The sequence below is a fragment of the Nostoc sp. JL34 genome, from assembly GCF_017114945.1.
Lineage (GTDB): Bacteria > Cyanobacteriota > Cyanobacteriia > Cyanobacteriales > Nostocaceae > Nostoc.
This window is the reverse complement of sequence record NZ_JABXKQ010000061.1, coordinates 15,808-29,127: the sequence shown is the minus strand read 5'-3', so window position 1 is coordinate 29,127 and position 13,320 is coordinate 15,808. Positions and strand designations below refer to the sequence as shown.

13 protein-coding genes are annotated in these 13,320 nt (G+C 42.6%); all 13 read left to right on the top strand.

Annotated features, from left to right (window positions below; all coding sequences use genetic code 11):
• Positions 1-645: 645 nt before the first annotated feature.
• The 13 genes from HWQ44_RS12815 (at position 646) to minE (ending at position 13,143) form a co-directional block, all read left to right on the top strand.
• A complete protein-coding gene (locus HWQ44_RS12815) occupies positions 646-825 on the top strand; it encodes a hypothetical protein (protein WP_292719011.1) in 180 nt (59 codons plus the stop codon).
• Between the two features lie 161 nt (positions 826-986).
• Positions 987-1,556, top strand: a complete 570-nt coding sequence (locus HWQ44_RS12810) for a photosystem I assembly protein Ycf4 (protein ID WP_292719009.1) — start codon at positions 987-989, stop codon at positions 1,554-1,556.
• Between the two features lie 213 nt (positions 1,557-1,769).
• Positions 1,770-2,570 carry a peptidylprolyl isomerase gene (locus HWQ44_RS12805; RefSeq protein ID WP_292719008.1) on the top strand — a complete coding sequence of 267 codons (801 nt, stop codon included), beginning with the start codon at positions 1,770-1,772 and terminating at the stop codon, positions 2,568-2,570.
• An 83-nt stretch (positions 2,571-2,653) separates the two neighbouring features.
• On the top strand, positions 2,654-3,802 hold the full coding sequence (locus tag HWQ44_RS12800) for a beta-ketoacyl-ACP synthase (protein WP_292719007.1): 1,149 nt from the start codon (positions 2,654-2,656) through the stop codon (positions 3,800-3,802).
• Positions 3,803-3,940: 138 nt separating this feature from the next.
• Positions 3,941-5,230, top strand: coding sequence for a Glu/Leu/Phe/Val dehydrogenase (locus tag HWQ44_RS12795; protein ID WP_190960982.1), 1,290 nt, complete (start codon positions 3,941-3,943; stop codon positions 5,228-5,230).
• Between the two features lie 251 nt (positions 5,231-5,481).
• Positions 5,482-6,993, top strand: a complete 1,512-nt coding sequence (locus HWQ44_RS12790) for an ATP-dependent DNA helicase RecQ (RefSeq protein ID WP_292719006.1) — start codon at positions 5,482-5,484, stop codon at positions 6,991-6,993.
• On the top strand, positions 6,962-7,783 hold the full coding sequence (locus HWQ44_RS12785; RefSeq protein WP_292719005.1) for a DNA-processing protein DprA: 822 nt from the start codon (positions 6,962-6,964) through the stop codon (positions 7,781-7,783). Before HWQ44_RS12790 ends, HWQ44_RS12785 begins: the two co-directional genes overlap by 32 nt.
• Before the next feature lie 129 nt (positions 7,784-7,912).
• Complete coding sequence (locus HWQ44_RS12780) at positions 7,913-8,410, top strand: DUF29 domain-containing protein (RefSeq protein ID WP_292719004.1); 498 nt, start codon at positions 7,913-7,915, stop codon at positions 8,408-8,410.
• A 40-nt stretch (positions 8,411-8,450) separates the two neighbouring features.
• On the top strand, positions 8,451-9,113 hold the full coding sequence (locus HWQ44_RS12775) for a hypothetical protein (protein ID WP_292719002.1): 663 nt from the start codon (positions 8,451-8,453) through the stop codon (positions 9,111-9,113).
• A 158-nt stretch (positions 9,114-9,271) separates the two neighbouring features.
• Positions 9,272-10,597 (top strand): four-carbon acid sugar kinase family protein, encoded by a 1,326-nt coding sequence (locus HWQ44_RS12770; protein WP_292719000.1) that lies wholly within the window; start codon positions 9,272-9,274, stop codon positions 10,595-10,597.
• Between the two features lie 166 nt (positions 10,598-10,763).
• Positions 10,764-11,831, top strand: a complete 1,068-nt coding sequence (minC, locus tag HWQ44_RS12765) for a septum site-determining protein MinC (protein WP_292718998.1) — start codon at positions 10,764-10,766, stop codon at positions 11,829-11,831.
• Positions 11,832-12,003: 172 nt separating this feature from the next.
• Entirely contained in the window at positions 12,004-12,810 is an 807-nt protein-coding gene (minD, locus tag HWQ44_RS12760) for a septum site-determining protein MinD (RefSeq protein WP_100900385.1), read from the top strand.
• Positions 12,811-12,846: 36 nt separating this feature from the next.
• Positions 12,847-13,143, top strand: coding sequence for a cell division topological specificity factor MinE (minE, locus tag HWQ44_RS12755; RefSeq protein ID WP_190899806.1), 297 nt, complete (start codon positions 12,847-12,849; stop codon positions 13,141-13,143).
• Positions 13,144-13,320: the final 177 nt, after the last annotated feature.

Sequence of the window (13,320 nt, the reverse complement as noted above, 5' to 3'; positions counted from 1 at the left end):
CGTCGAGAACGTCAAACCACCCTCTACTGGGGGCACGTCCAACTGCGATGGTCATCGGACTAAAATCCTCTTTTTTTACTAAAATTGCAAACGTTTATAAGGCAATACGGAGAGCCAGTGTAACCGACTGCCGTGAGGAATTAACGTTTTTTTGACAATCTTAACTGCTTTTAAGCAACTGAGATTCTGAGAGCTTGCCGACTTGTGAAGTCACTATTTCTCAGGGTTATGCCATTACACGTACCATCGGCTAGTAATCTAGCTTGTGGTAACTTAATGATTCTTAATTTATCACACTAGTAAGGGTTTTTGCCTGATAGACAGAAGCAAATCAGGTATGAAACACGAACCTTATAAATAATATGAATATCAGAATTTTTACAATTTGACACAACTTTTCTCAGAAATCTAAAAAAAATTAATGCAAATGAACGGATCTAGATAACTTATTCCTAAGAGGTCAAAAAGAGTCAGGGAGAGGGAAGCAGGAGAGAAAGGGAGCAAAGGGGCAGGGGAGAAAGGATTTTTATCAGCCATTGAGTAATTGAGTGATAAAGATAGTTAAGACACGCCCTAAGGGATTATATCGGTAGCAGGAATATGCAGGGGCGCAGTTGAGTTTTTATGAACGATGTTTGGTAAAATATGGGTGGTCACTTCGCCGCCACTGTCGTTGATACACCTCTAGAAAACCTATGTGAAACGTTGGACAAGGAGAAAGGAAGTTGGCACATCTTGACTAATACAAATAGCCTAAGTGGTTTGTCCTCTAGTGCAAATAAGCCAGCATCAGCCGGGACAGTAAAATTTGTAAGTACAGGGTAAAAAATTTATAGTCTAGGGCAGGGTATCCCTTGGACTTAAAACATAGCTCTCAGTGCCTCCTAAGCAATAGCCGAATTGGCACAGAAAGCCAGCACTCTATGCAATAAGCATTCAGTGTGCGAGTATGTCACAGCGAGTATCTCACGGGCAATGGTAGTTCAATGACGACATCAACAACGATTAACAAAGGCGATCGCCTCCTGCATCAAAATGTTCTCGGTTCTCGTCGGTTCAGTAACTACTGGTGGGCAACTATCGTTACCTTGGGAGCAAGCGGCTTTTTATTGGCTGGGATATCCAGTTATTTAAAAGTTAATTTACTCATAGTTTCCGATCCAACTCAACTGGTATTCATCCCCCAAGGATTGGTAATGGGGTTATATGGTACTGCTGGCCTGCTATTAGCCACATACCTGTGGCTAGTTATTTTATTGGATGTTGGAGGCGGTTACAACGAATTTAATCAGGAAACTGGCGCCATCAAAATCTTCCGCTGGGGGTTTCCTGGCAAAAACCGCCGAATTGAGATTGATAGCCGCATAGAAGATGTGCAATCTGTACTAATAGACGTAAAAGAAGGTCTTAACCCCCGTCGCGCCCTCTATCTACGCATTAAGGGACGGCGAGATATACCCTTAACACGGGTTGGACAACCGTTATCTTTAACAGAGTTGGAAACAGAAGGCGCAAAGTTAGCCCGCTTTTTGGGAGTATCACTGGAAGGATTGTAAAGGACTGGGGACTGGGTACTGGGGACTGGGTACTGGGGACTGGGTACTGGGGACTGGGTACTCAGTACTGGTAAAAATTTATTTGCCTGATATTTGCCCAATTCCTATATCCCTAATCCCCATTACCCCTTATCCCCAGAGGGGGCCCCACCATCCCCAATCCCTAATACCCCTCGAAACGATAAGATACTCTGGTTAAATCGGTAACAGGCAATGCGGTTAAAAATTTCACAATTTTTGCTTTCTCTTGTGCTTATCAATGCCTTGATGTTGGGAGGATGTTCAACACAGCAAGTCGCTTCTAATACGTCTTCTCCAACTTCGACAGCAACCTCGGCTACAAGCGAGGCAAGCACCAAGACAACTACTGAAGCAACATCTGTATCTCAAACTAGTAGTGAAACTATTCCTGGACTGGCAGATTTACCAAGACTCGAAGGCAAGGCTACTGTGGTAATCACGGTTAAAAATTCGCCGATTACTATTGAAGTAGATGGCACTGATGCCCCCATTACAGCTGGTAACTTCGTAGATTTAGTGCAAAAGGGTGTGTACGATGGTTTAGCTTTCCATCGAGTTGTGCGCGATCCCCAACCGTTTGTAGTTCAAGGGGGCGATCCTCAAAGCAAAGACCCGAAAGTTCCAGCAGATAGACTGGGAACAGGTAGCTATATTGACCCAAAAACGGGAAATGCTCGTTATATACCTTTAGAAGTTAAGGCAAAAGGTTCAGATACTCCGATTTACAATAAACCATTTGATGCTACTGCTCAAGCTGTCGTATTGCCCCATAAACAAGGTGCAGTGGCGATGGCGCGATCGCAATCACCAGATTCAGCTTCTGCTCAGTTTTACTTTGCTTTAGCTGATCTAGCCTTCTTAGATGGTAACTACGCCGTGTTTGGCAATGTCACTCAAGGCTTTGATGTAGTAAACAAAATTCAGCAAGGCGATCGCATTGACTCCGCTAAAGTTACCCAAGGTGCTGAAAATCTGAAAACGCCTGGAAAGTAGGAGAAATCAATTCAAAATTCAAAATTCAAAATGAAGAATTGAATGTTTGAATAGCGGAAGATTCTTTACTCCTAAAATTCAGATTGGTTAAGGTTTGTGTCACTGGTATTGGTTTAATTTCTGCCTTGGGTGGAAGCTTAGAGAATAGTTGGCGAAATTTAATCGCAGGTAAATCTGGAATTCGGTTACACCAACCATTTCCAGAACTTACACCACTTCCTCTAGGTTTGATTGCTCAACAACCATCTGAGTTGACAATGTTAACTCAGATGGTTGTTGCTTCTGCTTTACAAGATTCTGGGTTAGTTGCACCTTTAGCTGATTGTGCTGTAGTCATTGGATCGAGTCGCTCTTATCAAGCGTCTTGGGAAATGCTGGCGCGGCAAATGTACAACGCGAATCATTTTCCTGTATCCTCTTTTGGAAATTGGCTAGATACATTACCTCATATCAATGCGATCGCATCTGCAAGGCAAATCGGTGCATCGGGGATAGTTTTGGCACCGATGGCAGCTTGTGCTACTGGTATTTGGTCTATTGCCCAAGCAGCTTTACTCATCCAAACTGGGCAATGTCAACAAGCGATCGCAGGTGCAGTGGAAGCACCGATTACACCCTTAACTTTAGCTGGATTTCAGCAGATGGGTGCTTTGGCGAAAACTGGGGCTTATCCCTTTGATTTGCATCGGGAAGGCTTAGTGTTGGGTGAAGGCGCGGCTGTGTTTGTCTTAGAATCAGCAGAGTTGGCAAAACAGCGTCAAGCAAAAGTATATGGTGAAATTCTCGGTTTTGGCTTAACTAACGACGCATATCATAGTAATTCACCAGAACCAGAAGGAAAAAGTGCGATCGCAGCTATCAAACAATGTCTAGAACGTAGTTGTCTGACACCAAGCGATATTGATTACATTCATGCTCATGGTACAGCAACCCAGCTAAATGACCAGATGGAGAGTATGGTAATCCAGCGTTTGTTTCCTCAAGGTGTGGCAGTTAGTTCGACCAAGGGAAGCACAGGTCATACATTAGGAGCATCAGGAGCATTAGGCGTAGCTTTTTCTCTCATGGCATTGAAGCATCAAATATTACCGCCCTGTGTAGGATTGCAGCAGCCAGAATTTGATTTAGAAATCGTTACAGCAGCACGTCTAAGTAAAATTAGGCAGGTTTTATGTTTGAGTTTTGGCTTTGGTGGACAGAATGTAGCGATCGCGTTAGCTAAGTCCCCATAGTACTTTGTACCTAAATCACAATATAAAATATAAAACTGTAACAAAAACTACAAAATTCCTATTTTTCTTAAAAAAAGGATAAGCTAGTTACAGAATGATATCCGGTTCGTAAAGATACCGTGATTAGGAGAAAATTTTATGATTTCAAAATCACTACTACCGCTAGAACCTGCTTCTCCAGCGCATATATGCCCATTTGACCAAGCCTGTAGTTACTTAGAAGCGGCAGCTAAAGAATTAAATTTAAATCAAGGTTTGCTGGAAATTCTCAGCCACCCGCGTAAGGTTGTCACAGTTTCCATTCCCGTGAAACTAGATGACGGGGAAATACAGGTTCTCGCTGGACACCGGGTACAGCACTGCGATGTCTTAGGTCCCTACAAAGGTGGAATTCGTTATCATCCGGCTGTGACATTGCGCGAAGTATCGGCTTTGGCAATGCTGATGACCTGGAAATGTGCATTGTTGGGTATTCCTTATGGTGGTGGTAAGGGTGGCATTGCCATAGATCCAAAACGCTACAGTGTTGGCGAATTAGAGCGAATCAGCCGCCGTTATATCAGCGAGTTAATTAAAGATATTGGGCCTTCTGTAGATATTCCTGCGCCAGATATGGGGACTTCAGCCCGTGAGATGGCTTGGATGATGGATACTTACTCTGTGAATGTCGGTAATGCTGTACCAGGGGTTGTGACTGGGAAACCGCTTTCCATTGGTGGTTCATTGGGACGCGAAATGGCAACCGGACGTGGCGTGATGATTACTGTGCGTGAGGCGCTGGCAGATCAAGGTAAATCCTTGGCAGGAGTGCGAGTAGCAATTCAGGGTTTTGGTAATGTAGGTGGTGCTGCTGCTGAATTACTATATGAAGCAGGCGCGAAAATTATCGCTGTTTCAACAGGTGCTGGGGGAATATTTTCCGAAGTTGGTCTTGATATTCCCGCGTTGAAAATCTACGCTGCTGAAAACCGCAAGAGTATTGTAGGTTTCCCGCAATCTATACCAATTAGCAATGCAGATTTATTAGCTTTACCTTGCGATGTCTTAATACCAGCAGCCTTAGAAAACCAGATCACTGAAGAAAATGTGAATCAGGTGCAAGCGCAAATTGTCGCAGAAGCAGCTAATGGGCCACTTACTCTTGAGGCTAGCTTGTCTTTAGAGGAACGGGGTGTGATAGTACTACCAGACATCTTAGCGAATGCCGGCGGTGTGGTAGTCAGTTATTTGGAGTGGGTACAGGGTCTTTCCTACGTATTTTGGGATGAGGAGCGAGTTAACCGCGAAATGGAGCATTTGATGGTGCAAGCCTACCGCAAGGTGATTCAGCAGTCTAATAAGCGGCAAATTTCTTTAAGATTAGCAGCTTACACTTTAGGGGTGGGTAGAGTTTCCCAGGCCCTGACTGACAGAGGTCTTTATCCTTAAATTTTATACTTAGTCGCTCACGGGACAGAATAGAACATTATTGGCAGTAATTTCACTTTAACCGCAAGTGATTTGTCTGCCTTTTTTTGTTGGGCGATCGCTACAAAATCACTAATAATAAATGTCTTCGATATGACAATCATACACTTGGTGTAGTTGAAGATTCCCACAAATTTAGTGCAGCCTCACAAAGAAGTAGTGTAAGTCCTGAACAAAGCTAAGTTTTGCTTGTCTTTGATGTTACAACAGAAATGACAAGCAAGTACTTAGTATATATGGTAACAGACCTCCACCAACAGGGATTATTGCTTCTGCGTCAAGCACTGGATAATTCAACAGCCAACTTTCGCCCTGGACAATGGGAAGCTATTGAAGAGTTACTCCAGCAGCGATCGCGTTTACTCGTTGTTCAACGCACTGGCTGGGGAAAAAGTCTAGTTTATTTTTTAGCAACTCGCTTGCTACGAGATCGAGGTGCTGGTTTTACTCTTTTGATTTCGCCATTGCTAGCTTTGATGCGAAACCAAATTGCAGCAGCCCAACGCATTGGTGTAAAAGCCGAAACAATTAACTCCAGTAATACAGATAAATGGCCACTAATAGCAAGACAGTTGCTAGCAGGAGAAGTAGACGTTCTGCTTATTTCTCCCGAAAGACTAGGTAACGAAGATTTTCGAGAAAAAATTCTTTTACCAGTATCTCAACGCATAGGTTTATTTGTTGTTGACGAAGCTCATTGTATCTCTGATTGGGGACATGATTTTCGTCCTGACTATCGCCGGATTGTTAGAATTTTACAAGCACTTCCACAAAATATTCCTGTCTTGGCTACAACTGCTACAGCTAATAATCGAGTAGTCAATGATATTATTACTCAATTGGGTTCAAATCTGCGTGTTTCCAGAGGAAATTTAACCAGACAAAGTTTGCATTTGCAAAATATTTCTATCCCTAGCCCAGCAGCACGAATGGCATGGTTAGCTGAACAGATTCCTAACTTACCTGGAAGTGGTATTATCTACACATTAACTGTTAGAGATGCTGAACGAGTTGCCGATTGGCTAAAAACTCAAGGTATTAATGCTAAAGCATATCATAGTGATTTAGATAGTGCAATTCGTGTAGTATTAGAAGATGAGCTTTTGAATAATGAAATTAAAGCATTAGTAGCAACTACAGCATTAGGAATGGGTTTTGATAAACCAGATTTAGGCTTTGTAGTTCCTTATCAGCGTCCTGGCTCGGTTGTCCACTATTATCAGCAAGTAGGACGAGCAGGTAGAGCAGTAGAAAAAGCGTATGGAATTCTTCTGAGCGGTGATGAAGATGATGATATTACTAACTACTTTATTAATACGGCCTTCCCTCCAGAGGTGCATACACAACAGATTTTAAATGTACTTAGCGAAGCTGTAGACGGTTTTTCTGTTGCCCAATTAGAGCAGCAAATGAATCTTTCACGAGGACAAATTGAGAAAGTTTTAAAACTGCTATCAATGGAATTTCCCGCACCTATAACTAAGCAAGGCTCAAAATGGTATTTGACCCCATTTCCTTATCAAACTGACACTGAAAAAATGGATAAAATCACACAAATTCGTCGCCAAGAGCAAGCTCAAATGTTGGAATATATGCAAAACAAGCAATGCTTAATGACTTTTTTGGCGATAGAATTAGATGATCCAGATCCAAAATCTTGCGATAAATATTGGCAATATAGAACTGCTATCTATGGGAGGACTAGCAATAATAGGTTCTCGTGATGTTGATGACGAGATATTTAGCTACACACGAAGAGTTGCACAAAATATCGCTGTACAAAGAATGCAGGTGATTTCTGGTGGGGCGCGAGGCGTAGACCAAGCTGCAATGCTGGCTGTGTTGGATGCAGGAGGCACATCTGTCGGTGTACTAGCGGATAGTTTGACTAAGACAGTAGTGAACAGCAAGTATCGCTCTAGTATTAAAGAGGGTAGACTTACTTTGGTTTCTAGTTATGACCCCGAAGCTGGTTTCAATACTGGTAATGCGATGGGGCGAAACAAATATATTTATGCTTTAGCAGATTATGCCTTAGTAGTCAGTTCATCTTTTGGCAAAGGTGGTACTTGGGCGGGTGCAGTGGAAGCGCTTTCCCGACTCCAAGATATGCCAGTTTTTGTCCGGTTGGATGGGGCGATATCAGAAGGTAATCAGCAATTACACAATCAGGGTGCAAAACCTTTTCCTACTGAACCCTGGAATGATTCGTTGAGGGAACTTTTAGTAAAAGCGGCTTCTTCGATTGAACCAGTACAAACTGTAGAAAAAATACCTCAAGAAACTGTTTTGGATATTTACCCACAAGATATTTATCAAGCTGTTTTACCTATCATCCTGAATCATTTACAACAACAAAAAGATGCAAAATCTTTGGCAGAATGTTTGAATGTTAGACTATCTCAAATGCAGGATTGGTTAAATAAGGCTGTGAATGAAGGTACGGTGAGAAAACTTAATAGACCAGTCACTTATGTAGTCAATCAACCAACAACTCAACTCTCTTTATTATGATGGTGTAACAGGAGGGTAGTTTTATTTTGGTAAAGGTAAAACTATTGAGTTAGAGTCATAGTTCACAGGCGATTTTTGGTAGAAGCTCAATTGAGCTAAATTAAAAAATAGTAGGAGTTTGGCTAGTCTATGGTAAAACCAATAATCCAATCAGCAACTCAAACCTTATACGACGAAGATTATTATCTCTGGCTGAGGACAACTATAAACCAACTTCGTACTGGACAGTTTTCTGCTGTTGATTTAGATAATTTGTTAGAAGAATTAGAAACTATGGGTAGAAGGGAGAAGCGAGCAATTGAAAGTTTATTAATTAAGCTTCTCCAACATCTGTTAAAACTCAAGTGTTGGGATGAAGAACGAGAACGTAATCTAGGACATTGGAAAGGGGAAATCAGGACTTTTCGTAGAGAGATTAAAAAAGCTCTGAAAGATAGTCCTAGCTTAAAACCTTATATTTTAGAAATATTTGATGAATGTTATCAAGACGCAAGGAAAGAAGCAAGCGATCGCTCTCAACTTACAATTGACATATTCCCCTCTGTACCCATTGGCTCTTTAGAACAAATCTTAGATGAAAACTGGTTTCCGGAATATAACCACAATCATCACGGTAAACCCGATTAAAATGAATACGCAACTGGGGTTTCCATAGGAGTATGCAGCCGTGCAGCCGGATTTAATAGGCTTGGAAATTAGCAAGGGGGAACTGAGACGTTTGACTGGGTTCGATCCAGAAGACGTTTTTAGACCTTCTGTTCTGCGAGATGGCAAAAAGCGATTAGGGTTTTTTATCAATGAAATGCTGGTGACGCTAGCGCTAACGCCAATAATTGTTGGGTTTATTTATGCGTTTATTATTCTGCCAACAATTGGTTCTTCAATTCGACTAGGAATTCTTTTACTAATTTTAGTGCCAATGCCAATATTAGTGGGGCGATGGCTGTGGCGACAATTAACCTGTCCTGAAGGACTGACAATACTTTTAGATGAAGTTGATAAATATCATGACCTGGTTTCTGCCATCGATATTAATGACCAATTGGCAGCATCAGGAAACGTTGAAAGCAGTATCCATGACCGAGATAAAGTAACCTCCGCCTTGCAACTGATTCGAGAAGATTTAGTCCGCGCTTTGAAAACGGAACGAATTTTGCGAGATAATAAAAAATTGCTTGCTAATAATCAAGAATTATTTGTGAATAATTTAGCCAGCCTGCAAGCTTTACAAGTTAGTAGTCAAGCAGGCGAATACGCTCAAGTGCTAAATCAATCATTGCAAATTGCGATCGATGTCCAAGCAGAAATCAGAAAATTGCATAAAGGCTAAGAAAATGTTTGTAAAGGCGGCTACACGAGACTTTACCTGCCTCCGCAGGTTAGAAAACTCTTGATTTTGTATTAGTCCACAGAGGTGGACTTTGCTTGTATCTTAGCGATTTCTAGTCGCCCAATACTTTCCCAAAAACAATCGCCCCGTTGACTTAAATGAGCAACAAACCCAAAATAATTGTCCTGGATGATGACCCTACAGGTTCTCAAACAGTCCATAGCTGCTTGCTGCTAATGCACTGGGATGTGGACACTTTACGCCGCGGGTTGCAAGATGATTCGCCGATTTTCTTTGTGCTGACTAATACTAGATCGCTAACGCCAGAGTCAGCTGCATCTGTCACCAAAGAAGTTTGCCAGAACCTGAAAATCGCTTTGAATGCCGAAAGAATTGACGATTTTCTCATTGTCAGCCGTTCTGATTCTACTTTGCGGGGGCATTATCCGATTGAAACTGATGCGATCACACAAGAACTCGGCCCTTTTGATGCTCATTTTCTCGTACCAGCATTTTTTGACGGTGGACGCATCACCCGCGACAGCGTGCATTACTTGATTATCGGCGGTGTACCTACTCCAGTTCATGAAACCGAATTTGCCCGTGATTCAGTCTTTAGCTACCATCATAGTTACTTACCCAACTATGTTGAAGAAAAGACTCAAGGACGAATTAGTGCTGAAGCAGTAGAAAGGTTTCTCCTAGCCGATATTCGCGCTGGTAGTTTGGAACGCTTGCTAAAACTGAGTGGTAATCAGTGTGCTGTTGTAGATGGTGAAACTCAAGCTGATCTCAACCACTTTGCAGTAGATATATTAGCAGCAGCAAGTCAAGGGAAGCGCTTTTTGTTTCGCAGTGCAGCAAGTATTTTAACGGCTTTAGCCGCTTTACCTCCCCAACCCATTGCCGCCGAAAAGATGGCGCAGTACGTGCGCCAAGGCAAACCAGGTGCGGTGATTGTTGGTTCCCATGTGAAAAAGACTACTCAACAATTAGAGGCGCTATTGCAATTAGAGGGAACTGTGGGCATCGAAGTAAATGTAGCGCGATTACTTGATGATGATACAAATCAATTTGCGGCATTGCTAACTGAAATCAGAGAAAGTACACGGGCGGTACACAAGGCTGGCAAAACACCAGTAGTTTATACTAGCCGTCAGGAACTAAATTTTGAAGATGTCAACACACGATTGGAGTTTGGGGAAAAAGTTTCAAGTTTATTGATGGATATTGTCCGAAGTTTACCATCTGATATAGGATTCCTAATCAGCAAGGGGGGTATTACTTCAAACGATGTCTTGAGTACTGGGCTAGCTTTAACTTCAGCTCGCTTACTCGGTCAAATTTTAGCTGGTTGTTCAATGGTGTTAACGTCATCCGATCATCCCCAGTTTCCTGATTTGCCTGTGGTGCTATTTCCAGGTAATGTCGGCGATGCTGATGCCTTGGGAACAGTTTATCAGAGGTTGACCGTGCCAATTTGAGATTTGAGGTTTTAGATTAAAGAGTCTTTTGGTTGATGTCGGACTAAATATCCCGCTACGCCAACACCCCTTGTGAGTGACACAAATCCAAAATCCAAGTTGCGCTGTCAGCGCACCAAAGGTGCGACCTAAAATTTAAAATCTGTTGTCTTTTGGCTAGTACTGCATGACTTATGATTCTGCCATTCCAAATCTAAAGTCAAATTCTGCACTTCCTAATGCAGAACCAAACTCTATCCTTTCTGAGGTAGAGGTAAATCCTACTGTTTCTGATGTAGAGTCAGATTCTATCCTCCCGGATGCGGAGTTAAAATCTGTCCTCCTTTATTTAAAATCAAATACTGTCCTTGCGGATGTAGAGTCAAATCCTGCTAACCCAGATGTAGAGTCAAATCCTGCTAACCCAGATGTAGAGTCAAATACCGATGCCCCATCAGATTTTATTCTGACTGATTTAAATCCCAATGAATCAGCAATCCCAGGGCATCGTGTAAGTGACAATACTCAAGTCCAGTTAAAAAGTAAGGAGGGACGACTGTTATTGATTTTGCCCTCGGAATCTCAAGTATCTGCCTCAGAACTCAGTTGGTCTGATATTTGGCAACAAATAAGGCAACGACTGAATGCAGGCGATCGCTTTCGGATATCTAATACACCTGTGCATTTAATGGCACAAGACCGCCTAGTAGATGCCAGACAACTCCAAGAACTCGCCGAAGCTTTAAGTGAAGTCCAACTCAGACTCATATCTGTCTCGACGAGTCGGCGGCAAACTGCGATCGCTGCGGTGACATCTGGGTATTCTGTAGAACAATTGCAGCCCGAAACTTCCCTGAGTTCCGAGCCAACGGCTACAGCCATCCCCCAAGCAGATGCCCTCTATTTAGAAATGACAGTCCGCTCTGGAGTAGAAATTCGTCATCCTGGGACAGTAATCCTCTTGGGAGATTTAAATCCAGGTGGTATTGTAATTGCAGATGGAGATATTATTATCTGGGGTCGTCTGCGGGGAATTGCTCATGCTGGGGCTGGAGGCAATAGTGAGTGTCTGATTATGGCCTTGCAAATGGAACCAACCCAACTGCGAATCGCAGATGCTGTAGCTAGGGCACCAGAAAAACCGCCAATGCAGTTTTCTCCAGAGGTGGCACATATTACGCCCCAAGGAATTCGCATCGCTAGGGCTACTGATTTTTCCAGAAACCAATTCACCAAGAGCAATCAAGAGCCATAAATATTTACTTAAAGAATGAAGTATATAAGTAAGGATGAAATAAAACAAATATTCATGCCTCACCTTCATCAGGGAGAACAGATATTTCTTCATACTTGATACGATACTTCATACTTTATACTGCAATTTACTGTTTTATATTTCCTGAACCCTCATTGACCGCATTTCTATCATGACTCGCATTATTGTGATTACCTCCGGTAAAGGAGGAGTGGGTAAAACCACAGTTTCAGCAAATTTGGGCATGGCTTTAGCCAAAATGGGGCGTCAAGTTGCCTTGGTTGATGCAGATTTTGGTCTGAGAAATTTGGATTTGCTGCTAGGGCTGGAAAACCGCATCGTTTATACTGCGGTGGAAGTCTTAGCCAGAGAGTGCCGTTTAGAACAAGCCTTGGTGAAAGATAAGCGCCAACCCAATCTCGTACTCTTGCCGGCAGCCCAAAATCGCTCGAAAGATGCAGTCACACCGGAACAGATGAAGTTATTGGTGAATGCACTAGCCCAAAAGTATCAGTATGTGATTATTGATAGCCCTGCCGGTATTGAAAATGGGTTTAAAAATGCGATCGGCCCGGCAAAAGAAGCGCTAGTTATCAGCACACCAGAAATTTCCTCAGTTCGTGATGCTGACCGGGTAGTGGGGTTACTAGAAGCACAAGGTATCAAACGTGTTCATTTAATAATTAACCGTATCCGACCCGCAATGGTGCAGGCAAATGATATGATGTCAGTGCAAGATGTTCAGGAACTTCTCGCCATTCCCCTGATCGGGGTAATCCCTGACGACGAGCGTGTTATTGTATCTACCAATCGCGGCGAACCCTTAGTGTTAGCGGAAAATCCCTCTTTAGCTGCCACAGCCTTTGAGAACATTGCTCGTAGATTAGAAGGGGAAAGTGTCGAATTTCTGGAGATCGACTCGTCCCAAGACAGCATCTTCGCCCGTATACGAAGGTTGTTCAGGACAAAGATTGTTTAACTTACTTTTCCAGTCTCCGCCCCAGACCTATTCGTAATGATTGAACTTCTAGAACGACTTTTTTCTCGCGGCCCTGATAGCAGTCGAACTCAAGTTAAACGTCGCCTGCAATTGGTGATTGCTCACGATCGCGCTGACTTAGATCCTCAAACGTTGGAAAAAATGCGGAAAGAAATCCTAGATGTAGTCTGTCGCTATGTCGAAATTGAGACAGAGGGCTTGGAGTTCTCTTTAGAAAGCAACCAACGAACCACAGCCTTAATTGCTAATTTGCCCATCCGCAGGGTGAAAGGTGCTATACCTGAGTGGGAAAGGGGTGATAAGCCTCTGTAGTTTTAATTTTAAGTATTTATTATTAATGATGTAGTGAAATAGTTCATTCCTAGTAAAGACTTTTGTTCTGGCTTTGAGGAATGAAGCCCCCACTACAAACTAATTCTTATGAGTAATTTTGCGGTTATGATATTGCTGATTCCAAGAGTAGGAATTGAATATACCTAATTTTTAAGT